Below are 26229 nucleotides of genomic sequence, written 5' to 3' on the forward strand. Positions count from 1 at the left end.
GCCCGCTCTCACGCGGGCTTCACGCCCAGCATCGAGAAGTAGCGGTTGAGATCGCCTTCCTCGCGCAGCACTTCCTGCATCAGTTCCGGCAAGGGCATGCGGCCCCAGGTTACCGCGCGCTTGACGAGATACGGCGTCGGGCTGTGGGGCTCCGTGCGCTGCAGGTAGGCCGCGGCCAGCTCGAGCAGCTGGTAGGCCTCGGCGCGGCTGCCGATGCGCCCGCTCGCTGCGGCGTGCGGCAGCGGCTGCGAAGCAGAGGCCGGGGAGGAGGGGGATGGAAGCGCTTCTTCGCTCATGTCGTCGTCCTTCGATGTCGCGGTCGCCGTCGTCCCGGCGGCGGCGCCTTCGGCCGGCGGCTGCGCGGGCGCCGCGGGTTCCTGGTTGCGCGGATCGCGTTCGTGCAACAGGCTGCGCACCGCCTGGCGCATCTGCGCCAGGGTCTCCGCGACCTTGGCCAGGCTGGGTGCAGCTTCGCCCAGGCGATCGTCGAGCAGCGCCGCCAGATCGTCCCAGGCGGCGGCGGCCCGCGCCAGCTGGTCGTCGATCGCCACCAGCGCGTGCAGGTCGCGCCCGGCCTGGTCGAGGATGTCCTGGCGCGAAGCGGCGGGCGTGGCGGGCGCGCCGGACGTCGCCTGCGCGCTGGCCGCATTCGCCCGCGCGCCGGTGCCGAATTCGGTCGTGAGCGCGCGCCGCCAGTCGTTGAGATTGATGAAGGGCGGCGCGAGCTCCGTCCAATGCACCAGCGGAACGTGCAGCAGCAGCGTCTGCGCCAGCGTATCGTTGGCCCAGATGAAGACCGCCGCGCGGATGTCGGCGTCGCCATCCTCCATGCGCGGATGCACGCTGTCCCAGAAGCCGCGGGCCAGGCCTTCGAGCAGCCGCACGCCCGCGACGAAGCCGTCGAGCGCATGGCGGTGCACCCAGGCCTCGGTCAGCCACGCGGCCACCTGCAGGTCCTTGCTGCGCCGCTGCAGCACCTCGGTGCACAGCGTGTCGGCGGCGCGCCAGTCGGCCTTCTTGAGTGGACGCGTCCATTCGCCCATGGGCAGGCTGGCGTCGTCCTCCGAACGGGCGTCGCGGATGCGGGCGTAGGCGGCGTCGTAGCGCAGCGACAGGCCCGCGGGCCCGTCGGCCTCCAGCGGCGCAAGCAGAGCAGAGAGATCGGGGTCGAAACCCGGTGTCGGAAGGCTGGCCATCAGGGACTGTTCCATTCGGGCGCGCGCGCGGGGAAGACGGCAGGCCAGAGCACGGGCGTCTTCTTGCCCCCGGCGCTCGCGCTGATGCGCAGGAAGACGCGCGCGCGTCCGCCGGTCGGCGTCAGCGCCGCATCGCCGGCCGCTGCGGCTGTCACCGGGAATTCGAACTTCAGCAGCTGCGAGCGGCCGTCCTGCCGCTGCGAGGACTCCGGGTCGCGCTGGCGCTGCGCCAGCGTGAGCAGGGCCCACGGGTCGGTGAAGCGGTAGCTCACGGTCTGGCCGTCGGTCAGCAGCGCGGGCTGCTGCGCGTCGGCGCGCGCGGCCAGCGGAGAGTTCTTCGCGATGCGCAGCACCAGGGCCACCGGCATGCCGTACTCCCAGTGCAGCGTGCGCGGCGGATCGGCCAGCCTGAGCACCTGGTCGCCGATCTCCAGCGACCAGTCGATGATCTGGCTGCCCTCGATCTCCGCGGCGGTGTTGACGCGGAATTCCACGCCCACGTCGTAGCCGGGCGCGGCACCGTCCTCGCCGGGGAACAGCGGCCCGAGGAAGTCGCGCACGCGCCCGAACTGGTCGGCGAAGCGGCGCGCCGCCTGGCCCGGCAGCACGAAGCGGGTGTTGCTTTCCACCTTGTTGTCCTTCAGCGCCTTGTCCAGCGGATCGAAGGCCCGCAGCAGGTCGCTCACGTCGGCCGGGTCCGCCAGTTCGAAGCCGCGGCCCGTCGCGGTGCCGAAGGGCGCGCGGCCGGCGAGCGAGCGATTGAAGCGCGCCGAGAACTGGGTCCACAGCTCCTGCTGGTCGCCGAAGTGCAGCTCGAAGCAGCGCGCGAGCAGCGCGCTGTAGATCTGGCCGTGGCGCTCGGCGAAGTAGTCGCCGACACGGGCCGCGGGTGCCTTGCCGGCCAGTTTGGCGGCGCAGGTCTCGCGGTCGATCTCGGCGCCGGTGGTGGCCAGGAACTGTTCGAGCAGCAGCAGGCTGCTGTTGGGGTTCTTCAGCCGGTAGCGTTCGAGGTCGCGATTCATCGCCTGCCAGCGCAGCGCCAGCACCGAGCCCGCGGCGGGGCCGTCGATGGCCGCGATGTAGCTGTCGGCCAGCTTGCCGAGCGATTCCACGCGGCTGTACTGCTGGCCGAGGTAGGCCGCGAGCGAGGCGGCATCGGGCACGCCGAAGGCCGCGAGCACGGGGCCGCGTTCGCCGCGCCAGGCCTGGAAGTCGCGCCCGCGCATGGCGTAGAGCTCCGACTGGGCGAAGGCTTCGTCCACGCCTTCGAGTCGCTCCAGCGCGTCACGCGAGACCAGTGCGCGCAGGTCCTCGGCGCGCGGGCCGGCGCCCAGTTCGGTCAGGAGCGCCTGAAGCTTGACCAGGCGCTGGCGGGAGGCCTCGTAGGCCGCCGCCTGGGTGTCGGTCGCCGATGCGCGCAGGCCATCGGCCGGGGCGCTGGTCGCGGCCTCGGCCGTCAGGTCGACCACGAGCTGCGCGAAGTGGGCATTCAGCGCGCTCTCGATGCCCGGGCGCACCGAGGCCGGGAAGGCCGGCATGCCTTCGCTCATGTAGCGCTTGCGGACCTCGCCGAGCGCCAGCGCCTGGTCCAGGCGCGGCAGGTCCCAGGCAGCCACCGCGCGGATGCCGGGACCGGGGATCTCGCGGTCGCGCGCGGCAGCCATGAAAGGCTGGCTCAGCAGCGAGGTGAGCGCGTCGCGCAGCGCGATGCGTTCCGGCGCGAGGGCGAAGCGCCCCTCCTTGTCCTGCCAGACGATGCCCGGCTGCGCGCCGCCGAAGCGCAGGTTGAACTCGGTGCGGAACTTCTGGAAGGCGTCCTGCGCGCGGCCGCGCACCTGCTCGGCGGCCTCCTGGCCCAGCAGGCGGTCCTGCTCGATGCGCGCGAGGGTGCGGTCGTAGGAGACGCCCAGCGCGAGCGCGGGCTGGCGCATCCAGCCGCCCTTGCCGGAAGCCACGAGGTCTTCCTGGTCCTTGATGGCGGCGATCACGCCACGGTAGCCGGCCGTGGTCCCGGCGAAGCTGCCGGCCCCGGCGAGCACCGGCCACTGGCGCGCCAGCGTCTGCTCGGACACCAGCAGCTCGTTGTTGGCGAAGAGGCGCGCGTCGAGTTGGGCCGTGCCCTTGTCCAGCGCGCAGCGCAGCGCGGCCTGCAAGGGCGCCAGCGGGATCGACAGCGCGTTGCCTTCGGCGGCGGCCTGGCGGAAGTAGCGCATGCTGCGCCCGAGGTCGGCCGGCAGCTCCGCGCCCAGGGCGTAGCGCACCGCCACGCGCAGGTCCTCCGCGTTGCTGGCTGCCGGCTGGCGCAGGCGCTCGACCGCCTGCAAGGCGGCGTCCAGCTGGTCGACCGAGGCCAGGTAGCGCTGCAGCGCGCCGAACTCGGGCTGGTCTTCCACCAGCAGGCCGTTCTTGCGCGGCGCGTCGCCGATGGTCTTGAAGCTCGGCGGCACGCTGCAGTTGGCGCCGATGATGAATTCACCCGTCGTCTCGTCCTGCTCGACGCCGCTCAGCTGGCTCACGCGGCTCAGCAGTTCGCGCCGCAGGGTGCCCACGGCGATGTCGCCGAACTCGCGCTCGATGCGCTCGATCACGCGTTCGTTGAGGTCATCGAAGAACTGCCACGAGCCGGGCATGAAGAAGGACTGCGTGCCATCGGTGCGCAGCCGCTCGTTCATCGCCAGCAGCGAGAGCGCCTTGTTGCGGTACCAGGCCGAGGGCACCGTCTCGCCGCGCTGCAGCGCGCGCATGCGGTACTGCGCGTCGTGCTGCAGCTGCGACAGCGCCGCGACGAGGGCGTTGTTGTGCTGGTGCAATTGCCAGCTCGCCACCGCCAGGCCCAGGCCCCAGCCGCACAGGAAGATCACCGCCGTCCAGCGCAGCGCGCGGTGCAGCACCGGGCGCGCCAGCGTCTGCGTGCGCGAGGGCCGCGCGAGGCCGTATTCGAGGAAGATCTTCTTCTCGAACAGATCGCGCAGGAAGGCCGGCTGGCGCATCAGTTGGGCGATCAGGTCGCCGCCGGGTTCCTGGCGGCCGTAGACGTCCTGCTCGGCATCGATGACGGCGATCGCCTGCGCGGATTCGCCGCTGTCGCCGGTGAGGTAGATGCCGCGGAAGAAGAAGGGCTCGTGGTAGGCGCTCGGGCGCATCAGCTCGTCGGCATAGAGCTGCAGCTGGGACCGCAGGGCCTCGATGCGCGAGGGCAGCAGCAGCTGCGGGCCGGCGCCCTCGGTTGCGGTGCCGGTGGCGAAGAGCTCGGCGGACACGTCGGATACCGAGCGCACCACGGTGCCCACGGCTTCGTCGACCCAGCCCGGCTGGTAGGTGGTGGACAGGTCGTAGGGCGAGGACCAGCCGAGCATGCTGGCGCGCAGCGGCTCGGGCAGGGCGCGCGCGAAGGCGCTGAAGCCTTCGAGCTGTTCCGCCCCGGTGACCAGCACATAGACCGCGAAGCGCATCGCGAAGCGGTTCTGCGCCAGCCACAGGCGCCGGTGCGCGAGCTTGGCCCGCTTGGAGAGTTCGAGCCGGCCGTCGGCGCTGTCGTCGAGCAGCAGGGCGGCGGGAATGGTGATGACCACCGAGTCGAAAGGCCGCTGCGGCCGGTAGGCCCGGCACATGCCGAGGAACTCGTCCCAGGGTTTCTCGGAGGCGTCGTGGTCATCGGGCGAGCCGAGGTAGGCGCCCTGGATGTCGATGACCACGCCGCGGTCGAAGAAGTGCCAGGAGATGCCCTGCGTGGCCGCGGCCGAAGCCGATTCGGTGCTGAGCGCGCTGGCCACGCCGGACTGCTCGATGGGCAGCTGGCGGTGGTCGTCGCCTTCGTTGAGCACCATGATCCATGGAATGCCGTAGCGGTCGGCGCGCGAGGCGATGTTGCCTTCGATCAGCTCCACCGCCTGGCGGAAGGAACTGCGCAGCGAGTCGAAGCGGATGCGCGCGACCTTGGGGTCGCTCGAGGGCTTGGCGTGCGAGCGGCGGGCGGCGAAATACAGCACCATGCCCAGCACGAGCAGTACGACAAGCGTCAGTACGGCGATGGAGATGAGGAACAGTTGGTCCGTCAGCATGGCGGCGTCTTCGTTGGGCGGCGAAAGAGAGTCATCGCTGGGAGGCTCCCGACGAATCGGCGCTGCCGGGCTGGAGCACCTGGCGCACCGGCCAGGATTGCCACAGCCACAGCAGCTCGGAGATGGCCAGCAGCGCGGCCGCGCTCAGCAGGAACAGCACGGTCCAGCGGCTGAGCGTGGGCAGCTTGCGCGGCGCGATGTGCGACAGCGTGCTCGCGTAGGCGCGCTCGGAGACCACGCGGTCGCGGCCCGAGAAGTCGCGCTGGCGCTGGTAGACGAACTGGAACAGCTCCTCGCGGTAGCCGAGCAGCCGGGCATCTTCGCCGCTGCCCCGGTACTTGCCCTGGAAGCCCAGCGCCAGCGCGAAGAGATAGAGGCGCGCAATGTCGCGGCGGGAAGGCTCGCGCCCGGAGAGCAGCTCCTCGATGCGGCCGAACACCAGGTCGCCGGCGATGTTGGTGCGAAACAGGGCGGACTCCAGCAGGTGGCGGGTCCAGTACTCGCGGCCGATCCAGGGCGTGTTCAGCAGGATCTCGTCGGCGAGCGCGGCCTTGAGGTAGCGCGCGTCCGCCACGTTCTCGAGCTCGAAGCGCGTGCTCTCGCGGCGCGACTCCAGGGTCTGCAGTTCGAGCAGGTTCTCCAGGTGCCGCGAGAGCGCGCGGGCCACCGCGTCGGGATCGGTCTCGCGGCTTTCGGCCGTGCGGTCGCGCGCTTTCACGATCTCGTCGTAGAAGGCGCGGAACTGCCTCGTGATGTGGTCGTCGACCGCGAGGTCGGGAAGTTGGCGTGCCATGGTGGAGCGGGTGCTTGGGTGCGTCAGTCTTTGATGAAGAGCACGATTTCCTGCGGAGGCTGCGCGGTGGCGCCTTCGTTGGCGTTGGCGATGACCAGCCGCTCGCCGGGCACGGTGAGCGTCGCGCTGGTCTGGATGGCGTAGAGCAGGTAGCCCGAGCCCGGCCGCACGCCGAGCTCGTCGGCCGAATCGATCTGCGCGCGGACCGCGCCCAGCACGCGGCGCTCGCGCAGCGAGGGGTAGGCCGACTGCGCGCCGACGATGGCGCTGTCCATCCAGGCCATGAGGTCCTTGTCCGACTGGCCGCGCAGGCCCACCACGAGGCGGGTGCCGGCGAGCCAGCCGGGCTGCAGGGCGGTCTCGAAGGCGCCCTGGCGGAACTCGAACTTGTGCTCGCGGTATTCCTGGCTCACTTCCGACACCGCCTCCTGCAGGGCCAGCAGCAGGGGCTTGAAGACCAGAGAGGGGTCGGCATGGTCGTAGTCCAGCGGCACGGGCGGCAGGCCGCCGGGGCGCAGCAGGCTGAGCGAGGCCAGCAGCGAGCACAGCGCCCAGTACAGCGGCAGCGGGTGCAGGTGCGGCGTTCGCAGCACGGCCTCGGCATGCGGCAGGCCCGACAGCAGGCTGCGCAGGCGGTCCTTGAGTTCGAGGTGGGCCAGGCGGTCGTCCACGCGCGAGGAGGGCACGGCGGTCTGCTTGGCGACGAAGGCGGCCTTGCCGCGCAGTTGCCCGAGCAGCCCCGCGGTGGTGGTCCACAGCGGGTTGTCGCGCGCCACTTCCAGCAGCGGGGGCATGGCGTCGCCGAGCTTCATCACCTCGTTGTCCTTGAAGACGTTGCCGATGCGCAGGTGCACGTGCGTGCCGGGCGGCACGCCGCCCGCGCTGAGCGCCAGCCGGGGCAGCAGGCGGGGAATGTCGGCGGGCTCGGCGTCGGACACCGCGTCCTCGACCGGCGCGCCGGCCACCGAGCGGAAGCGCACGGTGGCGCTGCGATGGCGCGCGGGGCCGGACACCGGCAGCGTCAGGTAGACGTCGACGGCTTCGTTGGCGAGCTGCTCGGCGTAGGGCGCGAGCGAAAGCTCCAGCGTGCCGTGCTCGGCGTCGGCGGCGGAATACTGGACGGCCGTGCCGTCCGGCAGGATGGCCTCGAGTTCCAGCACGCGCAGCAGGCCGGCGGGCAGCAGGCCGTGGTCGAACACCAGGCGGCGCACGCCCCAGCTGAAGGGCGCGGCCGCCAGGGTCTGCCAGGCCATGAGGGAATCGAGGCGGGCGGAGAACTGCTGGAAGTGCTGCGGCGACAGCAGCATGCCTTCGTGCCATTCGATGCGGTCGGTGACGGGCGCGGCCCTGGAGATGTCAGACATGGCGGTCTCCTGCGCGGGGGGAAGGAAGGTTGTTCATCATGGCGTGCTGGAGACGTCGAAACTCTGGATGTCGAAGCGGGCGAGGATCGCGCCCTTGAGGTCTTCCACGCGCACCCGGTTGGCGCCGGGCGTCGCGTAGTTGGCGTAGACGAGCACGGCCGCGACGCGCGGCGAGCCGAAGCTGCTGCCGGGCACGCGCAGGGTCTGGCCGGGCACCAGCTCCCACGAGCGGTAGGACAGGCTCTGCGGGAAGGTCTTCTGCAGATCGGCGCGCGCGCCGAACCACTTGGCCGCGCCGAGCTCGCTCAGGCGCGCGAGCATGGCCTCGTCGAGCACCATCACGACGTCGACCGCCACCGGGCTGTTCCGGTTGGCGCCGGGAACGGCCGAGAGCGTGACCTCGCTCCAGTCCACGCGCGTTCCCTTGAAGCTCAGGAAGCCCGGCATCGCGCAGCCCGCCAGCTGCGCGAGCAGCAGCGCGGCGGCGATCCATTTCAAGATTGCTTGTCGATTCATCGCGAAACTCCGGAGGACGGGGCGGCCTGGGACGCAACGGTGCGGGTCAGGGCCGTGGGTGGGGGCTGGGCCTGCCGTGCGCCGACGGCGACGCCCATCAGCACGATCAGCAGCGCGGCCAGCACGCTGCCGCCCGCCAGCACGGCGATGTGCGCGCGCGTGAGCACCAGGCGCAGCGGCTGGGGCTTGGCGGGCAGCGCGCCCGCGTCGGGCGCTGTCACGCGCTCGGAAGGCAGGCCGGCCGAGACGATGGCGATCAGCACGCAGGTGGCAAGCAGGGTCAGGAGGTTGCGGGGGCCTTCGCAGATCAGGTCGATCGCGAGGAACAGCGCCAGCGCCGCCTCGATGGGCAACTGCAGCAGGGACAGCACGATGCCGGCGTAGCCCACGTTGGTCAGGCTGTTGTTGCCCGCCGATGCGAATGCCGCCAGGGTGGCGCCCGCGCAGATCATCCCGATGTCGGCCGCGCTGAGCGAGCGATCATAGAGGTTCGCCACGAACAGGGCGAGCAGCACGTAGTAGAGCGCCGAGCCCGCGCGCAGGAAGACCGAGGCCGTGGGCACGACCAGCTCCACGATGCCGCGGCTGAAGCCCAGGCGCGCGCTCATGGCCTCGATGGTGTGGGGAATGCTGGCGGTCGTGCTCGACGACACCAGGCTCACGAGCATCGGCGTCTTCAGGTGCTGCAGCACCTCCGCGAGCGGCTGCCTGCCGCGCCTGTGGATCAGCGCGATGGCCGCCGCCGACAGCAGCAGCACCAGCGCGAAGAAGTGCAGCAGGAAGCCGCTCATGGCGCGGATGGTCGCGAGCTCGGTTTGCGAGAGGATGTGCGCGGCCATGCCGAAGGCCACGATCGGCAGCAGGATGTTGGCGCGCGCGATGATGAGCTCCAGCGTGCGGTAGACGCCCTCGAACAGGTGGTTGAGCGCGTTGTTCTGCGCGCGGGCGAGCGCGGCGAAGCCCAGGCCGAACAGGATCGCGCACGACAGGATGCCCAGCGCGCGTCCCTCGGCCAGCACGCGGAAGAAGTTGTCGGGCAGCAGGGTGGACCAGCCGTGCTCCGGGCTCGCGGTGGCCTCGGTCTGGTCGCCCTGCAGCCGCATTTCGATGTCGCCGCCGTCGCCGCCGGCCTGCTGCACCAGCGCGCCCAGGTGGGCGCGGGATTCGCCGTCCAGGTGCGCGCCGGGCGCGTCCATCCAGCCCAGCGCCAGGCCGGTGCCGGCGCACAGCACCACCAGCAGCAGGGCCAGGCCGGCGATCATGAGCATGCGCCGTCCCGGGAAGGGCAGCGCCATGGTCTGGCGCAGGCCGAAGAAGGTGGCGACCACGAGCAGCGGAATGGCCGCCATGCTCACGATCGACAGGTAGACCTGGCCCGCGACGTAGGCCACATCCCCGAGGGCGGGCGCGTACACGCCCGCGATGCTGCCCGCCGCCATGCAGAGCAGCAACGCGAGCAGGCTGTGGGACATGCGCGTCAGGAAACCCATGTCGGCTTGTTCCACCCCTTCGCGAGCGCGAACGCGACCGTGGCGCGTGCGAGCTCCAGCGAGCTGTCGATGAGCGCGAGCGGCGTGGGCGCGGCGGCCCGGGCGGCGATCGGGATCTCGGTGCAGCCCATGATCACCGCCGTGGCGCCGGTCGCGGCGATGGCCGCGAGGGCCTGGTCGAGCGCGGCCGTGCCCGCCGCCACGTCGCCGCCCTTGACGGCGCGGATGCAGGCGTCCACGTGGTCCTGGCCGCTGGCGCTGTCGGGCACGAGGAAGTCGATGCCGCGCTCGCGCAGCGCGGCCTGGTAGAAGCCGGAGACCAGCGCGCCGCGAGTGGCGAGCACGGCCACCTTCGCATGCGTCGCCGCCGGCACGGCCGCGACGCAGGCCTGCGCGATGTGGAGGACCGGCGCCTGGCTGCGCGCCGCCATCTGCGGGTACCAGTGGTGCGAGGAGTTGCACGGAATGGCGACCACGCCCACGCCGATGTCGTTGAGCACGCCGATGCCCGCGAGCAGCGCGGCCAGCGGGTCCGCGCCGGTGCCCAGGATGGCGCTGGAGCGGTCGGGCACGTGCGGCAGGCTGGCCACGATCACCGGCAGGTGATCCTGGTCGCGCGTGGCGGGCGTGAGCCGGATGATCTTGTCCATGAAGTCCACCGTGGCCGATGGACCCATGCCGCCGAGAACGCCGATGCGAGACATGGCGATGCCTAGATCTTGAGAGGCCGTGGGCACACCACCGCGACGGCGGCGGTGTTGCCGATGACCAGCACCAGCGTGCGCAGCATGTCGCACACCGGGTCCACCGCCAGGAAGAGGATGAAGGCGGCCTCGAAGGGCAGGCCCAGGTAGGTGCAGGTCATGCCGATCAGCGAGACCGTGACCAGCCCCGTCATGCCCGCCGAGGCAAAGCCCGCGAGCACCGAGGACATGAGCACGATGCCGATCTCGACCGGCGACAGCGATCGCCCGTAGATCTGCGCGATGAAGAGCGTGGCGCAGACGTAGTACACCACCGGCCCGATGCGCAGCAGCGACACGGTGAGCGGCACCAGCAGCTCCACGCGCGAGCGGGCGAAGCCCAGGCGCTCCACCAGGCTCTCGATCATGATGGGCATGCAGGTGGCGCTGCTGCGCGTGGCCAGCGCGAGCGCGAAGGGGCCGCGCAGCGCATTGAGCGTCTGCCCCAGCGTGCCGTTGGAGCGCTTCCAGATGATGAAGGCCGCCACCGCCAGCAGGATCAGCGAGACCACGAGGAAGGCGAGCACGAACTGCCCCATGGCGCGCAAGGGCTCGATGCCGGTCTTGCTCAACTGCGCCGCGCTCATGCAGAACAGCACGATGGGCAGCGGGAAGCTCAGCCAGTGCATGAGCGTCTGGCAGGCGTGGTAGACCGTCTCCAGCGCCTGCGTGAGCCCGTCGGAGATGCGCGCGGGCACATGGCCGACGGCCAGGCCGAAGAGCAGCGCGAAGACCAGCGTCTTGAGCGTGTCGCCGTTGGCCAGCGCCGAGAAGATGTTCGCGGGCACCAGGCTCACCAGCACGTCGGAGAAGCTCGTGGTCTTCTTGACCTCGTCGACGCCGCGCAGGTTCATGGCCGTGTCGCTGGCGCTCAGGTCGCCGCCGACGATCTGGCCGAAGGTCTGCATGGTGCTGGTCGGCAGGTTCTCTCCGGGGCGCAGGATCAGCAGGGTGGCGGCGCCGGCAATGGCGACGAAGGCCGAGAAGGCGAGGAAGACCAGGGCCACGCGGCCGAGCAGGCTGCCGGTGCCGCCGTCGCGAAACAGCCGCTGCAGGCTGAAGATGACGGCCGACACCATGAAGGGCAGCGTGATCATCTTCAGCAGGTCGACGTAGATGTCGCCGACGAAGCCCAGGCCCACGGCCGGCGCGGGCGCGAGCATGCCGAAGGCCACGCCGGCCGCGAGGCTGCCGATCACGACCCAGGGGTTGAGGACGAAGGCGTAGAACTTGTTGAAATTCATGGGGGTGCGTGCTCCGGCGTGCTCAGCGGTCGAGCGCTTGCAGGACCTTGTTGATGTCCAGCTTTTCGGTGCGCTGGGCGAGGTACTGGTTGACGAAGGCCAGCAGGGTCGGGTCGCTGACGGCCACGCCGACGCCCAGCGTGTCCTCCAGGTCCTTGAGCGTCACGGTGCGCAGCACGAGGGAGACGGTGGGGTCGGCCTTGAGCACGCGCTTGACCTCGAACTCGTCGCGGTAGGCGCTCACGATGGTGCCCTTGTAGAGCGCCGCGAGGACGTCGTTCCAGGAGGGGAACTCCTCGACCTTCGCCTTGGGGAAGTTGGTGCGGGCGTAGTCGGCGAAGGACGACTTGGCGATCACGCCGATGCTGCCGTTGAAATTGCGGATCACCTCCGGCAGCGGCCGCCCGTGCGCGAGCTGCGCGAACTTCACGCGGTTGAGGATCAGCGAATGATTGAGCGTGAGGTAGGCGTCGCTGAAGGCGATGGTCTGCGAGCGCGCCAGCGTGCGCGAGAGCTTGCTGATGGCAAGGTCGGCCTGGCCGTTGGCCAGCAGGTCGACCACGGCATTGAAGGTGCCGGCATCGCGGTTGATGCGCAGCTTGACGCCCAGTTCCCTGGCCAGGGACTCGGCCAGGCTGACCTCCAGGCCGGTCCAGTGGCCGCTGTCGTCGAAGAAGAAGAAGGGCGGCGTGTCGACCTTGAGCATGGCGACGACGAGCTCGCCGCGGTTCACGATGCGGGCGATGTCGGGTGCCAGCAGGCGCCCGTCGGCCACGCGCACGAGGCCGTTGGGGACCGTGGCCGCGGCAGGCCGGGGCGCGGTCGGGTCGGCGGGCATGGCCGGCACGGCCTGCGCCGCGGGTGCCGCGAGCGCGCCTTGCGCCATCGGCCCGGCCGCGTGGGCGATGCCGCCCGCGAGGCTCGCCAGTGCCAGCAGGGAAGGCAGGAGGAGGCGGCGCAGCGCGCCGCGCGCGGCGGCCGGCGCCGGACGGCGGGTGGGGGAGGGTCGTTCGTTCGACATGCGGAGTGTCACGTGGGTCATTGGGTGGAGGCGGTGGGCGCCTGTGCGGCGGCGGGAGCAGGCCCCGACGCGGCGGATACAGGCGGGGTCATGAGCGGCGCCGTCGCCGCGGGCGGCGCCAGCAGCTTGCCGATCTGCAGGCCCATGAGGAAGAGAAGGACGCACAGCAGCAGCAGGCAGGTCGCGGTGATCGCGACCATCCGGGATGTCATGGTGAAGACGTATTGCGACATGGTCTGGAGGGTCAGGGAATCATTTCGGTGAACTGCCCGGGCGCGACCACCTGGATCACGCCGCCCCAGTTGCACATGAGCTTGGAGCTGTCCTGCAGGCCGGGCATGTTGGCGACCAGCACCGTCGGCGAACCCGGCGCCCAGGGCGCGGCGGTCACGGGGATGCAGGGCATGGGCGTCAACGCGCCGAGCGCGGCGGCGGTGGCGGCGGCCACCATCGGGTTGGCCATGCTGTTGCACATGCCGAAGGGCATGATGTTCGCCATGGGCTTGTTGTCCATGATGTTGGCCGCGGGCATGCTGCTCGTCATCACGCCGCTGGCGGGCAGCACGACGAGGCTCGAAGGCGCGGCCCCGAAGCTGCATTGCAGCATCGCACCCATGCAGACGTGGCAGCCCATGCCTCAGGCCCCCTTCACGAGTTTTTCCAGGCTCTTCATGAAGCCGGGGGGGGATGCGGAGGCCACGACTTCGCGGCCGGCCTCGTCGAAGCGGCGCGGGCTGCCCTGGGGCTTGCCGTTGCGGTAGGCGATCTCTTCCATGAGCTGGCCGTTGGGCCAGAAGCGCTTGAGCGGCCCGTGCAGCAGGTTGGCGCGGTAGGTGGCGGACTGGGCCGGGCCGCCGCGCGGCATGTAGTCCAGGACTTCGCCGTCGAGCAGCCCGGCGCGGTAGCGTTCGCGCCGCACGAGGCGGCCTTCGTTGAAATAGCTCGCATCGCCTTCGAGGCGGCCGGCCACATAGGGCAGCCGGGCCGTCGCGTCGCCCGACTCGGCATAGGCGACCGTCTCGCCATGCAGCAGACCGCCGGCATGGCGCTGCTCCTGCATGAGCTTGCCGCTCGGGTAGTAGGTCTTGCTCACGCCCTCGGCGAGTCCGCCGCGGCGCTGCGTCTCCTGCAGCAGCTGGCCGCGCTCGTCGAACAGGCGCATCGGGCCGTGGGGCAGTCCGGCCTGGTAGGCGGCTTCCATCGCGGGCTTGCCGTTCGGGCCGAAGACCTCCATCGGGCCGTGCGCCAGCTCGCCGACGAAGGAGGCGCGCGCGGCCAGCTGGCCGCCTTCGCCGAAGGCTTCGCGCACCACGGCCCGCGGCGCGGCGGCCAGGGCCTGGAGGGGTGGAGTGGGCAGGGCCATGGCGTTCAATTGATCTTGACCAGTCCGCCCTTGAGCGTGAGCATGCCGCCGCCTTCGACGCTGTGCATGCCCGATGCTTTGCTGCTGATCGAGGGCGCCTCGCTGGAGAGCGTGGCGCCGCCCTTGCCCGACCAGGCGGCGCCGGCCTCGCTCTTGAGGTTGGCGGTGGCCTTGATGCCGAGATCGGTGCCCGCGTTCAGGTCGACCGTCTGGGCCGACTTGATGAGGAGGGTGCCGGTCACGTCGATCACCAGGTTGCCCGTGACCTTGAGCTCGTAGTTGCCCGTGACCGTCTGCGTGAAGTCGGCCTTGTTGACGTGCGTCTCGTTGCCGGTGATCTCCAGCGCGCGCGTGCCCTTGACCGAGTGGATTTCCTTGCCGGTGTCGACCTTGACGGTGCGGTCGCCCTTGCTGACGGTGTGGGTCTCGTTGCCGGCCATCACCGTGGTGCCCAGGTCGTTCTCGATCTCCACGCGCATGTCCTTCTGGGCGTGCAGGTAGAGCTCCTCGGCGTCCTTCTTGTCCTCGAAGCGCATCTCGTTGCCGGCGGTGCCGCTCTTGGTCGAGCGCGAGCGGATCGTGCTCTGCGTGGAGCTCGACGGCAGTCCGACCGGCGTGGTCTGCGTGCCGTTGTAGACGCTGCCCGCGACCAGCGGCCGGTCGGGGTCGCCGTCGACGTAGCTGACCACCACCTCCTGCCCGATGCGCGGCAGGAAGAGCGCGCCCCAGCCTTCGCCGGCCCAGATCTGCGAGACGCGGATCCAGCAGGAGCTCTTGTCGTCCTTCGTCCCGATGCGGTCCCATGGGAACTGCACCTTGATGCGGCCGTGCTGGTCGGTCCAGATCTCCTCGCCGGCGGGCCCCACGACCGTTGCCGTGTGGCTGCCCGCGACGAGCGGGCGCGGCGTCAGGCGCGGCGCGCGGAAGGGCACTGTCGGGGGCACGGTGTCGAAGCTGTTGCTGTAGCTCTCGCCTTCGGCGTGGTGGCGCACGCGGCGCAGCGCGTGGGAGGCGTTGAGCTCCTCGCGCGGATGGCCGCCGAGCGTGAAGGTGGTGCCCGGCACAAGGTGGTGGCAGTGGCTTTCGCCGTGGCCGGCCAGGCTCTCGGCGTGGTGCTCCTCCACGCGGATGCGCGCGCGCGCCGTGCCCGCGGCCATCGCCAGGTGGCCGCCGGGGTACTCGTAGTCGAGCCCGCGGCCGTCGCTGCCGTCGTTCTGCGCGAGCAGGCTCGCGCTGGGCGTCAGGAAGTTGTAGTCGTCCACAGCGTGCGACTTGGCCACCAGGCGCGCCTCGACCTCGAAGCGCGAGACCGCGAGGACGCGCCTGCCGCCGGCGAGCTCGCTGCCCATCTCGAGCGTCGCCGCGTCGGCACAGGGCTCATACACCGAGCTGCTGTCGGCCAACACCATGGTGTGTGCGCCGTCGGCATAGGTGAAGAAGTAGAAGATGCCTTCCTCTTCCATCAGGCGCGAGACGAAGTCGAAGGCCGTCTCGTCATAGCGCACGCAGTATTCGCGCGCCGCGTAGGTGCCGGTGAGCCTGGCGTCGAAGACGACGCCGAAATCGCCGAGCACCTTCTGCACGATGTCCGCCGCGCTCAGGTTCTGGTAGATGACACGGTCGCGCCCCAGCGTGAGAAGCCACAGGCGCGGCACGAGTTCCAGGGTGTAGAGCGCGAAGGTGTTGGTGCTGCCGAGGTAGGTGAAGCGCGAGACGATGCCGTTGAAGTAGCGGGCGGGCCCGCCCGCCCATTGCAGCACGGCCGTGGCCGAGGTGCCGATGATGTCGGCCGCCTTCAGCGTGTTGGATTCGGAACGCAGCGTGAGCGTGTAGGCGAAGAGCTGCGACAGGCCCTCGCTGCCCTGGAAGGCGTCGAGCAGCAGCGCGTCCGGCCCGAGCGCGGTGCGCACGGACAGGAAGGCGTTGTCCTGGCTGTAGCCGCTTCGCATCGTCATCCGCTCAGCGCCACCGGGTCGAAGCGGAAGGCGAATGCACCGTCGCCGTCCAGCCCCATGTGGACGGCGTCGAAGGGGGCCGCCATCGAGATGCGTTCCAGCACCTGGCGCGAGAGTTCGGGCAGCACGGCGTGGGCCAGGATGTGGTCGATGTTGCGCGCGCCGCTGTCCACCTCGGTGCAGCGCGCGGTGATCAGCTCCTCGACCTCCGGGTCCCAGGTGAAGCTGGCGTGGTGGTTCTGCGCGAAGCGCCGGGTCAGCTTGCCGAGCTTGAGCCTGACGATGGAGCGGATCTGCTCGTCGCCGAGGTGGTGGTAGGGCACCAGCGCCAGGCGGCCCAGGAAGGCGGGGCTGAACTGCTTGAGCAGTTCGGGACGCAGCCGCTCCACGAGTTCCTCCGGGTCGGGCCGGCGCCCGCCCTGCGAGGCCTGGGTGATCACGTCCTGCGCGGCGTTGGAGGTCAGCAGGATCAGCGTGTTCTTGAAGTCGATCTGCACGCCTTCGCCGTCTTCCATCGTGCCCTTGTCGAAGACCTGGAAGAAAAGCTCCAGCACGTCGGGGTGGGCCTTCTCCATCTCGTCGAGCAGCACCACGCTGTAGGGCCGGCGGCGCACCGCCTCGGTGAGCACGCCGCCGCGCCCGTAGCCCACGTAGCCGGGCGGTGCGCCCTTGAGGCTGGAGACGGTGTGCGCCTCCTGAAACTCCGACATGTTGACGGTGATGACGTTGCGCTCGCCGCCGTAGAGCAGGTCGGCCAGCGCGAAGGCGGTTTCGGTCTTGCCCACGCCGCTGGGGCCCACGAGCATGAACACGCCCACGGGCTTGCCCGGGTCGTCGAGGTCGGCGCGGAAGGTGCGCACGCGCCGCGCGATGGCGTCGAGCGCCTGGTCCTGGCCGACGACGCGCTCGGCGAGCTTCTCCTTGAGGTTGAGCACGGTGTGCAGCTCGTCGGTCATCATCTTGCCGACGGGAATGCCCGTCCAGCCCGAGATGACTTCGGCCACCACGCCGCCGTCGACGCAGACCGGCACCATGGGCTCGTCGTTCTGCAGCGCCTCCAGGCCCTTCTCGAGGCGGCGCAGCGTGGAGGTGAGCAGCGCGGGCTCGTTCTCCTCGTCGGGCGGCGGCGCGTCCTCGCGCAGGCTGGCGGCGATCTTGCGGCGCAGCGCGACGATCTCCATCACGGCGCGCTTCTCCTCGTCGATCTTGTCGGCCAGCCGCTTCTGTTTCTGGCGCAGGTCGGCCAGGCGGGCGGTCAGCGCGACGATCGCGTCCTGGTGGTCGCCGCCGGTGGCGCTCTCGTGGCGCAGCACGCGCAGTTCGCTCTCGGCGTTGGCGATGTCGCGCGCGGCGGACTCCAGCTCGGCCGGCAGCCCGTTCTGGCCGATGGCGACGCGGGCGCAGGCGGTGTCGAGGACGCTGATGGCCTTGTCGGGCAGCTGGCGGCCGGTGATGTAGCGGTGCGAGAGCTTGACCGCCTCGCGAACGGCGTCGTCGATGATCTCGACGCCGTGGTGCTTCTCCAGCGTCTCGACCATGCCGCGCAGCATGTCGATGGCGACGTCTTCGCTCGGCTCCTCGACCTTCACGACCTGGAAGCGCCGCGCCAGCGCCGGATCGCGCTCGACGTATTTCTTGTATTCGGCCCAGGTGGTCGCGGCGATGGTGCGCAGCTCGCCGCGCGCGAGCGCGGGCTTGAGCAGGTTGGCCGCGTCGCCCTGGCCCTCGGCGCCGCCGGCGCCGATGAGCTGGTGCGCCTCGTCGATGAACAGGATGATCGGCGTGGGCGAGGCCTTGACTTCGGCGATGACGGACTTGAGCCGGTTCTCGAACTCGCCCTTCACGCCGGCGCCGGCCTGCAGCAGCGCGAGATCGAGCGAGCGCACCGACACCTGGCGCAGCGCGGGCGGCACCTCGCCCTGCACGACGCGCTGGGCGAAGCCCTCGACGACCGCGGTCTTGCCGACGCCGGCTTCACCGGTGAGGATGGGGTTGTTCTGGCGCCGGCGCAGCAGCACGTCGATGATCTGGCGGATCTCGCCGTCGCGGCCGCGGATCGGATCGATCGCGCCGTCGCGCGCGAGCTGGGTCATGTCGATCGTGTACTGGTCCAGCGAGGGTGTGGAGGAGCCGCCCCGCCGTGCCGTGGGCATCTGAAGCGCGGGCGCGCCGGGCTCGGCCGCGGCGGGCGCGGGCGAGGCCCCGGTGGTGCGCGGCGTGGAGCCGGGCGCGACCGGCGTCGCGGCCAGCGCGGCCGCGGCCGTGTCCTCGGGCGAGGACTGCAGCAGGCCCGCGAGTTCCTCGCGCAGCGCGCCGCGCGGGATCTGCAGCAGCGCGGGCGCGGCGTCCACGAGGCGCCCGCGCAGGCGGTCCACCTCGAGCAGCGCGAGGATCAGCGTGCCGGAGCGGATGTGCTGCTGGCCCAGCAGCATGGAGCTCATCAGCCAGGCTTCCTGGAACAGCGGCGCGAAGTCGGGCGCCAGCGTCGGCGTGCGGCCGTTGCCGCGCTTGAAGCTGTCGAGCGACTTCTGCAACTGGGTCTGTACCGCGTCGGGGCGGATGGAGAAGCGGCCGAAGATCAGCAGCAGGTCCGGCGCCTCGTTCTCCACCAGGCGCAGCAGCAGGTGCTCCAGGTCGACGTTGTAGTGGGTCTGCTGCACGCACAGTTCGGCGGCTTGCTCCATGGCGCGCTTGCATTCCGGATTGAGCCGGCCGAGCAGGGTGCGGATGTCGATTTCCATAAGGGATATGCAATTCAGGCGCCGGCGGCGCTTGCGTCCGCCAGCTTGCGTTGAACGGGGGGCAGGCTGCCGCGGAAGCCCGGTCCCGCGACCCAGGAGGTCCAGCCCAGGCGCATCGGGTTGGCGGCGCCCAGGACGCTGCTGCGCACTTCGGTGGGCGCGAGGCTCAGTTCCATCTCGACGTCGAGGTCCTGCGGCACGAAGCGGCGCACCAGCCATTGCGCGAGCGCGTGCTCGGCGCCGCCGGGCAGCAGGCCGCGCAGGCCTTGCCGGCTCAGCCCGCTGAAGGCCAGGCGCACGCCGGCGCCCTGGTCCCAGACGCGCTTGCCGAGCACGGCGGGCTGGCTCTGCGTCTGTCCCAGCCGCGTGCCCGTGCCCAGGCGCGCGCAGGCGTCGGGCTCCAGCGTGCGCCAGCCGCCGCGGAACTGCGTGCCCTGCACCTGGACGCCGAGGCGGTCGCGCAGCATGGCCAGCAGCCCGGTCATGGAACGCGGCGCGCCGCCCAGCAGGCCCGCATGGCGCAGCCACAGGGCGCTGCCGTCCGGCGCCCGCACGCCCGAGTGCAGCCCGAGCGCGCTGGCGGCATCGAGCGTCGTGGCGAGGGTGGACTGCGTGGGCGAGCGGGGACTGAGCGCCACGTGATGCTTGCGCCGGCTGCGGTAGAGAAAGGCCAGGAAGCGATGGTTGAAGATGTCGAGGAAGTCGGCGGTGGCGTGGTCGCGGCGCGCGCGGCGCTCCAGCAGGAGTTCGGTGAACGACAGCGGCATCGGGCCGCCGGTGCCCGCCAGCGAAAGCGCGGAGGTGCTGAGCGTGAAGGGCTCCCCGGTCTGCGCCTCGCCCCCGACCGCGCGCACGTCGCTGGCCTCGAAAGCCAGCGAGACGAAGGCGTGCAGCCGGACGGCCTCGCGTTCGCGCGGGCCTTGCGAGCGCCCCACGGCCACCGCCTCGGGCGCGGCGCGCTCGAGCAGGCTGATCGCCTGGAACAGGTTGAAGCCCTGCGGACGGGCGCTGAGCTGGTCGATCACAGCACGACCTGGCGGCCGGTCATCGGCTCCCATTGCTTCCTCACTTCATCGCCCTGGCGGACCACCAGGCGAACGAATGAATTGACCGAGGTGTACATCGCGAAGAAGCGCGCGAGCACGGCCGACATCAGGAGCGGGGAGCCGCCGACGAAGGCATCCTCCTCGAACTCGAGCGTGACCTGCGTGCCGCGGCAGTAGCCGCGCCAGCCTTCGGTGCCCATGTGGGCGGTGATGCTGCGGGCAGAGAGCCCCGCGATGCCGCGGATCTGCGCGTGGTCGCGCCGGCCGTCCGAGGCGAACAGCAGCAGCATCTCGCGCAGCTGCTCGCGGCCGGTCGAGCCGTCGACCAGCGACTGGTGGTTCAGGGTGAGCAGCGACACCAGGCGCCACAGCGTCTCGCTGCCCAGCGGCGGATCGCGCTGCGCCGTGGGCTCGTAGAGGCAGCGCACGTGCGTGGGCTGGGGCGCCCCTTCGGCGACGAGGCGCGCACCCACCGGCACTTGCTCGGCCAGGCGCCGGTTGGTGCACAGCAGGTGGGCATAGACCACCGGCTGCGCGGGCTGGCGCGGTTCGCGGGTGGGGTCGACGAAGGACAGGAAGACGTCGGTGCCCGGGATGTTGTCGCGCAGGCTGGTCTCGCGCCGCGAGGTCCAGAACACCGAGCCGCTGTCGGCGTCGATGTGGCCCAGCGCGGCGAAGCCCGGCACGTCGATGGGCTTGTCGGCGTCGGGGTCGGAGGCGACGACCGAGACGATGGAATGCACTTCGGTGAAGGCCTCGCGCTGGCGATCGGGCGTCAGCAGGTATTCGTAGTGGCGCTGGTCCATCACGATGGGCTCGCTCACGCGCGGGAACAGGTTCACGATCGGCGTGCAGCCGAGCTGGAAGTTGTCGGCGTCGACGTGCCGCAGGGCGCGGGCGGGACGGTCGAGCTGGAACACCAGCTCGCAGCGCCGGCCACGGCCGAGGCGCGAACGCAGGTGATGCAGATCGAAGAAGTGGAACTTGCGCGGGAACGCGAAGTACTCCTGCAGCAGGCCATAGGCGGGCTGCGCGTTGGCGGGCTGCGGCAGCACCTCCTGGCCCTCGGCATAGCCGACTTCGCGCCAGGCGTCGGCCGGGAGCATCTGCGGGGCGCCGCCTTCGGGCGCCACGCTCACCGAGCGCACGCCGGAGACCAGGGCGTCGTAGAGCGGCATGGTGGTCATCCAGTCGCCCTGCAGGTGGATGCGCAGGCTGTCGATCTCGAGCTGGGAGAAATCCATCTCCGGGCCGCATTCGAGCGTGAGGCGAAGCACGGCGTCGGTGTCGATGGCGGCCTGCGTGATGCGCAGGGGCCAGAGCACGGTCTCCCACGCGGTGCGGAAGCGGCATTCCTGGGATTGGGTGGTGCGCGCGTGCAGCATCGTGTGGCGCGCGACGCGAAAGCCGGCCGTGACCTTGCCCTGGGTCGGGTCGAGCTCGAACTGCGCCACCGACATCGAGGGCAGGGGCTGGACCAGCGAAGGGCAGAGGTTGTCCAGCAGGGCGTAGGCGATGTCGGGGAACTCCTGGTCCAGGTCCCGGTGCACGCGCGCCGAAAGAAAGGCCACGGATTCGATCAGCCGTTCGGTATGCGGGTCGAGCGATTCGCCGCCGTGCAGCGCGAGACGCGAGGCGACCTTGGGGTAGCGGCGCGCGAAATCGGCGCCTTGCCCCCTCAGATAGGACAGTTCGCGCTTGTAGTACTGAAGCAGGTCACTGTGCTGGATGTCGGACACTGTCACTCGACTCTCATGAAGCTGTCGGGCGCACCGAGCAGCATTTCGAAGTCCACGCGGCGCACTTCGATGCCCACCCTGGCCTGCGCGCCGATGCGGATGAGCGCGATCTCATGGGCGCGCGGCGAGGCCTCGACCTCCACCGTCACATCGGCGAGCCGCGGTTCGTAGCGTTCGACCGCCAGGCGCAATGCGGTTTGCAGGTGGCCCATGTCGGCGGCGCTTTGCGCGCTGAGCGCCGAAAAATCGGGCACGCCGTATTCGAGCACCGAGCCATCGCCCTGTGCGTAGCCGCCGAGGCCGAGGCGGGAACGGGTATTCAGGAGCCGGTGGAGCTCGCGGCCGATGGAGGCCTGCAGGGCTTCCATCGTTTCGAGCTTGCCACCGCCCTGCTCCGGCGGGTCCGATGCCAACCGGTCGAACAGGGGGGCGGCCACGCCCTTGACGAGTTCAGACATGGCGTGGAATCTGCCGCTGGATGATGCGAAACGGCGCTCAGGCCGCCTTGTTCGTCGCGAGGTTGAACACGAAAGGCGTGACGCCTTCCTTGCCGCCTTCGGCCTTCTGCACCGTGTAGTCCAGCTTCATGTGGGTGAAGTTGAGGGTGACCGTTTCCACCGGCATGTCGCCGCCGCCGGACATGCTGATGCTGGTGATCACGACATTGGCCAGCGTGATGACGATCAGCGGCAGCACCGCGGCCGACTCGTCGTTGCGAGCGATGGTGAAGACGGTGTCGCCCTTGAGGGTCGTGCCGCCCGCGCATGCCTGCATCAACTGCGGCGTGGCCGAGTCGGAGTAGCGCGTGATAGTGAAGTCCTGGAAGTTCGGCCGCCCGGCCGTGCGTTCCGAGTTGGACACGCCGTGCGTGACCTGCATGGCGACACCATGGCTGTAGGACAGCACTTCGAGGTTGTCCTTGTAGCCTTCGATGGTGGTCTGGCCGACGATGGTCGGGATCTTGATGAGGGCGAAGTTGCTCATGTCAGTCGATGTTGTGTGGGTTCAGGCCGCTCAGGCGGCGGAGGCGGGCAGGTCTGCCACGAGGCGGATGGAGGCGCTCAGTTCCTCGAGCTGGAAGTGCGGCTTGAGGAAGGCGATGGCGCGGTACGAGCCCGGCTTGCCCGGCACTTCCGTCACGTCCACGCGCGCCTGGCTCAGCGGATACTGGGCCTTGAGCGATTGCGGCGCCGACGGGCTCAGCAGCACGTAGTTGGCAACCCAGTTGTTGAGGTACTTCTGCAGGTCGCCCTGGGTCTGGAAGCTGCCGACCTTGTCGCGCACGATGACCTTGAGGTAGTGCGCGAAGCGCGAGGCCGCGAGCACGTAGGGCAGGCGGGCCGACACCGACGCGTTGGCGTTGGCGCTGTCCTTGTCGTAGACCTTGGGCTTGTTCACGGTCTGGCCGCCGAAGAAGGCCGCCGAGTTCGAGCCCTTGGAATTGACGATGGCGATGAAGCCGAGGTCGCTGAGCTCCTTTTCGCGGCGATCGGTGATCGTGACTTCCGTCGGCGGCTTCAGTGCGATGTCGCCTTCATCGGTCTTGTAGGCGTGCGCCACCATGCCTTCGACCTTGCCGCCGCCTTCGACGCCGCGGATGGCCGTGGTCCAGCCGTACTTGGCGTAGGCATCCGTGATGCGCAGGCCGAGCTGGTAGGCCGCGTTGGCCCAGAGGTACTTGGAGTGGTCGGAGCCGTCGACGTCTTCCTCGTAGTTGAAGTTCTCCACGGGGATGGTCTTGGCGCCGTAGGGCAGGCGTGCCGCATAGCTGGGCAGCACCAGCGACACATAGCGCGAGTCTTCCGATTCGCGGAAACCGCGCCAGGCGGCGAGTTCGGCGCTCTCGAAAGTCTTGGACAGGTCGCGCGGAACGCCGAGCTCGGTGAAGGACTTGAAGTCGAACAGGCTCGGGGCGGCGGCGGCGATGAAGGGCGCGTGCGCGGCGGCGGCCACGCGGGAGATGCGCTCGAGCAGGGCGATGTCCTGCGGATGGCGGCCGAAGTAGTAGTCGCCGATCAGCAGCGAGTAGGGGTGGCCGCCGAAGGTGCCGTATTCCTCTTCGTAGATCTTCTTGAAGAGCACGCTGGTGTCGTGGTCGACGGCGGTCTCCAGATCCTTGAGCAGGTCCTTCTTGCTCACATTGAGCAGGCGCAGCTTCAGGCCCGTGCCGGTCTCGGTGCCGACCACGAGGTCGCGCAGGCCGCGCCAGGAGGCTTCGAGCGCCTGGAACTCGGGCGCATGCAGGATCGCGTTGAGCTGGTCGGTGAGCAGGCGGTCGATCTCCGCGACGCGCTCGTTGATCAGCGTGACCACGCCCTTGTCGGGGCTGGTCTTCATGCCTTCGTCGAGGATCTGCGAAGCCAGCTGGCCGATCAGCTTCTTCGCATAGGGGCTCTGCGAAGGCTCGGTCACCATGTTGCCCTCGAAGACGATCTTGTCCAGCAAGCCCATGTCGCTGGTCGTGACGGTTGTTGTGCCGCCGGCGTCGGCGGCTTTGGATTTCGTGGCCATCTCTATCACCATTCAAAAAAGTATCGGACGCCCATCGGAGCGGCCGACAGGTTGATTACGCTGCCGGGGTTTCGGCTTCGGAGGACGACTTGACGTCGGCGGGGGCTTCCGCGGCCGCGTTGCCCGTGTCGGCCTTGGCCTGGCTTTGAACCGTCTTGAGGTCTTCGCTGTTCTGCACGACGCTTTCGAGCAGATCGTCGAGTTCGTCATTGCCGTCGAGCTTGGCGAGCAGGTCGCGCAATTGCTGGCGAGCCTCGAGGAGCTTGGCCAGGCGCGGCACCTGGCGGACGATGGATTCGGGATGGAAGTCGCCGAACTCATTGAAGTTCAGCTCGATCTTCAGATTGCCCTCGCCCTTCATCGTGTCGGGCACCGACAGGTCGAGCCGGGGAGCGATGTTGCCCAGGACTTCGTCGAAATTGTCGCGATCGACTTCGACGAAGCGGCGTTCCTTGAGCTTGGGCAGCGGCTGGGCCGGCTGGCCCGACAGGTCGGCCAGGAGGCCGACAACCAGCGGGAGTTCCTTCTTTTCGACAGCGTCACCGATCTCGACGTCATACGTGATCTGGACGCGCGGAGGACGATTACGTCCGACCCATTTTTGCAAGCTATTCGACATTTTTTGCTCTCAGAAAAGGATTGAATTGACTGGAAAAAGGTTGAAGGACCGGTGGTTCGTCGAGGTGGGGACGCGGCGCAGAACTGCGCGAGTTACCGGAACGGAGCGCAGTATGCATCTATTTACAATTATTGCGAACCCTTTGACTTGTAACTTCAATTGGTTAAATCTAAAGCATTAATTCAATTGAATGCGGTGCCGGCGCGAGTCGTGATGAAGCAACAGTGCGGCACACCGTGAAGCGGGTCGTCACGCTGGCGTCATGAGGCCTGTGGATCTGGACCATGAGGCGCTGCAATGACCTGGTATTCAGCTCCGCGAGACCCCACGCGCGGGGGTGTGCCGACATGAACTAATTGGCGTTGCGCCGACTTTTCTATCCGGCAGTCCATTTGGACTATTGGCATCTGCAGGCGATTGGGTGCATGCATTCAACTCGGATTGCTGATGCGCTCAATAGATCGATTGCGGGTCCGGTGTCGGAATGGGCAATTGATTTGGCGAGTTCACCGCGTCGCCGGGCGGCTTGCGGATTCGAAGAGGAGGCGGGCGAGGCGGCGGTGCACACACAGTGGCCCGCTCAATGGCCGGGAAACGCCATGGCCGTGAGACGCGCAAAAGAAAACGGCGCTACCGAAATCGATAGCGCCGTTCCTATGCTGGATACGAGATTGCTGGTGGGCCCTGAGTGACTCGAACACTCGACCTACGGATTAAGAGTCCGCTGCTCTACCAACTGAGCTAAGAGCCCCTGATTCACATTACTGTCATTCAGGCAATCCCACGATTATAGCCACAGGTCAGGGGGCTTTCCGTGGACCCGCTCAAAAATGCGCGAGATTTCCGGATCGCGTTGCGCATCTTCACGAGCCGCACAGGGGCGGTCGGCACTGACGCGAGCGTTAGGATGCCTGTCCAACCCAGGAGTATCCAATGACCGAAGCCATCATGCCCCGGCACGTCGTCGTGACAGGCGCGGCCGGCGCGCTCGGCCGCGCCGTCGTGCAGCATTTTCTCGAGCAGGGCGCCCGCCTCGCCTTGCTCGATCACCGGATGGAGCACCTCCTCAGCGCCTTCCCGGGCCTGGACAACTCGCAGCATCTGCTTGTGCAAGCCGACGTGACGTCCTTGCCATCGATGGCCGACGCGGCGCAGCGTATTCTTGGCGCGTTCAAGCAGGTCGACGCGCTGGTGCACATCGCGGGCGGCTTCGAGATGGGCGAGCAGGTGCATGCCATGAGCCGCGAGTCCTGGGACCGGATGATGAACCTCAACGCCTGGTCCTTCGTCGCGGTGACGCAGGCGCTGGTCCCGTCGATGATCGAGCGCAAGTCCGGCAGCGTGATCGCCGTGACCGCCAAGACCGCCGCGCGCGGAGCCGCCGCCATGGCAGCCTACATCGCATCGAAAAGCGCCTTGCAACGCCTGGTCGAGGCATCCGCCGTCGAACTGGCGCCGCACGGCATCAACGTGAACAGCGTCGCTCCCAGCGTGCTCGACACGCCGGCCAACCGCCAGGCCATGCCCGGCGCGAATCCGGCGCAATGGGTGTCGACGGCAGTGGCGGCGCAGACTATCGGTTTCCTGGCCTCGCCGGCTGCCGCCGCGCTGCACGGCCAGCATCTGACGCTCGACGCCTGAGGCCGGAAAAAGAAAAGGCCCCGGCGGGTGCCGAGGCCTTTTGACGAAGTGTTGGTGGAGAGGATGAGGATCGAACTCACGACCTCCGCATTGCGAACGCGGCGCTCTCCCAGCTGAGCTACCCCCCCAACGCAGGTCGAATTTTAACCGGAACCGGCGCGTCGGCGCACGCCGTCATGCCAAGAT

The 26229-nt window shown here is 69.4% G+C and carries 21 protein-coding genes and 2 tRNA genes; 1 reads left to right on the forward strand and 22 read right to left on the reverse strand.

All coding sequences use genetic code 11. The features are described from left to right. Positions 1-8: 8 nt before the first annotated feature. The 21 genes from tssA to AC1DNF_RS03830 form a co-directional block, all read right to left on the reverse strand. Complete coding sequence (gene tssA, locus AC1DNF_RS03730) at positions 9-1196, reverse strand: type VI secretion system protein TssA (protein ID WP_478147193.1); 1188 nt, start codon at positions 1194-1196, stop codon at positions 9-11. After that, positions 1196-5257 (reverse strand): type VI secretion system protein, encoded by a 4062-nt coding sequence (locus AC1DNF_RS03735; protein WP_478147194.1) that lies wholly within the window; start codon positions 5255-5257, stop codon positions 1196-1198. The genes tssA and AC1DNF_RS03735 overlap by 1 nt, the downstream gene beginning before the upstream one ends. 31 nt (positions 5258-5288) lie before the next feature. Beyond that, entirely contained in the window at positions 5289-6050 is a 762-nt protein-coding gene (locus AC1DNF_RS03740; RefSeq protein WP_478147195.1) for a DotU family type IV/VI secretion system protein, read from the reverse strand. A gap of 23 nt (positions 6051-6073) precedes the next feature. After that, the gene (gene tssK, locus AC1DNF_RS03745; protein ID WP_478147196.1) at positions 6074-7414 is read right to left on the reverse strand and encodes a type VI secretion system baseplate subunit TssK; all 1341 of its coding nucleotides are present in this window, start codon (positions 7412-7414) and stop codon (positions 6074-6076) included. A gap of 36 nt (positions 7415-7450) precedes the next feature. After that, the gene (locus AC1DNF_RS03750; RefSeq protein ID WP_478147197.1) at positions 7451-7930 is read right to left on the reverse strand and encodes a hypothetical protein; all 480 of its coding nucleotides are present in this window, start codon (positions 7928-7930) and stop codon (positions 7451-7453) included. Next, complete coding sequence (locus AC1DNF_RS03755) at positions 7927-9420, reverse strand: dicarboxylate/amino acid:cation symporter (RefSeq protein ID WP_478147198.1); 1494 nt, start codon at positions 9418-9420, stop codon at positions 7927-7929. Before AC1DNF_RS03755 ends, AC1DNF_RS03750 begins: the two co-directional genes overlap by 4 nt. Next, on the reverse strand, positions 9408-10124 hold the full coding sequence (gene cuyB / locus AC1DNF_RS03760) for a cysteate racemase (RefSeq protein WP_478147199.1): 717 nt from the start codon (positions 10122-10124) through the stop codon (positions 9408-9410). The genes AC1DNF_RS03755 and cuyB overlap by 13 nt, the downstream gene beginning before the upstream one ends. Positions 10125-10132: 8 nt before the next feature. After that, a complete protein-coding gene (locus tag AC1DNF_RS03765) occupies positions 10133-11407 on the reverse strand; it encodes a dicarboxylate/amino acid:cation symporter (protein WP_478147200.1) in 1275 nt (424 codons plus the stop codon). A 22-nt stretch (positions 11408-11429) separates the two neighbouring features. Then, complete coding sequence (locus AC1DNF_RS03770) at positions 11430-12428, reverse strand: substrate-binding periplasmic protein (protein WP_478147201.1); 999 nt, start codon at positions 12426-12428, stop codon at positions 11430-11432. A gap of 17 nt (positions 12429-12445) precedes the next feature. Continuing rightward, on the reverse strand, positions 12446-12661 hold the full coding sequence (locus AC1DNF_RS03775) for a hypothetical protein (RefSeq protein ID WP_478147202.1): 216 nt from the start codon (positions 12659-12661) through the stop codon (positions 12446-12448). 11 nt (positions 12662-12672) lie between these two features. Then, positions 12673-13062 carry a DUF4280 domain-containing protein gene (locus AC1DNF_RS03780; RefSeq protein WP_478147203.1) on the reverse strand — a complete coding sequence of 130 codons (390 nt, stop codon included), beginning with the start codon at positions 13060-13062 and terminating at the stop codon, positions 12673-12675. 3 nt (positions 13063-13065) lie between these two features. Then, positions 13066-13791 (reverse strand): toxin-antitoxin system YwqK family antitoxin, encoded by a 726-nt coding sequence (locus AC1DNF_RS03785; RefSeq protein WP_478147204.1) that lies wholly within the window; start codon positions 13789-13791, stop codon positions 13066-13068. Positions 13792-13796: 5 nt separating this feature from the next. Next, positions 13797-15746, reverse strand: coding sequence for a type VI secretion system Vgr family protein (locus AC1DNF_RS03790; protein ID WP_478147205.1), 1950 nt, complete (start codon positions 15744-15746; stop codon positions 13797-13799). Then, a complete protein-coding gene (tssH, locus tag AC1DNF_RS03795; protein WP_478147206.1) occupies positions 15743-18487 on the reverse strand; it encodes a type VI secretion system ATPase TssH in 2745 nt (914 codons plus the stop codon). Before tssH ends, AC1DNF_RS03790 begins: the two co-directional genes overlap by 4 nt. Before the next feature lie 14 nt (positions 18488-18501). After that, the gene (gene tssG, locus AC1DNF_RS03800) at positions 18502-19545 is read right to left on the reverse strand and encodes a type VI secretion system baseplate subunit TssG (RefSeq protein WP_478147207.1); all 1044 of its coding nucleotides are present in this window, start codon (positions 19543-19545) and stop codon (positions 18502-18504) included. Next, positions 19509-21272 carry a type VI secretion system baseplate subunit TssF gene (tssF, locus tag AC1DNF_RS03805; RefSeq protein ID WP_478147250.1) on the reverse strand — a complete coding sequence of 588 codons (1764 nt, stop codon included), beginning with the start codon at positions 21270-21272 and terminating at the stop codon, positions 19509-19511. The genes tssG and tssF overlap by 37 nt, the downstream gene beginning before the upstream one ends. Positions 21273-21274: 2 nt before the next feature. Further along, on the reverse strand, positions 21275-21730 hold the full coding sequence (gene tssE, locus AC1DNF_RS03810; protein WP_478147208.1) for a type VI secretion system baseplate subunit TssE: 456 nt from the start codon (positions 21728-21730) through the stop codon (positions 21275-21277). A 37-nt stretch (positions 21731-21767) separates the two neighbouring features. Further along, positions 21768-22256: an Hcp family type VI secretion system effector gene (locus AC1DNF_RS03815; protein WP_478147209.1), complete on the reverse strand. Its 489-nt coding sequence runs from the start codon at positions 22254-22256 to the stop codon at positions 21768-21770. Between the two features lie 30 nt (positions 22257-22286). After that, positions 22287-23783 (reverse strand): type VI secretion system contractile sheath large subunit, encoded by a 1497-nt coding sequence (gene tssC, locus AC1DNF_RS03820; RefSeq protein ID WP_478147210.1) that lies wholly within the window; start codon positions 23781-23783, stop codon positions 22287-22289. Positions 23784-23838: 55 nt separating this feature from the next. After that, a complete protein-coding gene (gene tssB, locus AC1DNF_RS03825) occupies positions 23839-24402 on the reverse strand; it encodes a type VI secretion system contractile sheath small subunit (RefSeq protein ID WP_478147211.1) in 564 nt (187 codons plus the stop codon). 675 nt (positions 24403-25077) lie between these two features. Then, positions 25078-25153 (reverse strand) — tRNA-Lys (locus AC1DNF_RS03830). 182 nt (positions 25154-25335) lie between these two features. Here AC1DNF_RS03830 and AC1DNF_RS03835 point away from each other — a divergent pair. After that, positions 25336-26043 carry an SDR family NAD(P)-dependent oxidoreductase gene (locus AC1DNF_RS03835; RefSeq protein WP_478147212.1) on the forward strand — a complete coding sequence of 236 codons (708 nt, stop codon included), beginning with the start codon at positions 25336-25338 and terminating at the stop codon, positions 26041-26043. A gap of 52 nt (positions 26044-26095) precedes the next feature. Here AC1DNF_RS03835 and AC1DNF_RS03840 read toward each other — a convergent pair. Further along, positions 26096-26171, reverse strand: a tRNA-Ala gene (locus tag AC1DNF_RS03840). Between the last annotated feature and the right edge of the window lie 58 nt (positions 26172-26229).

This window comes from Variovorax sp. 01T432 (genome assembly GCF_056398605.1).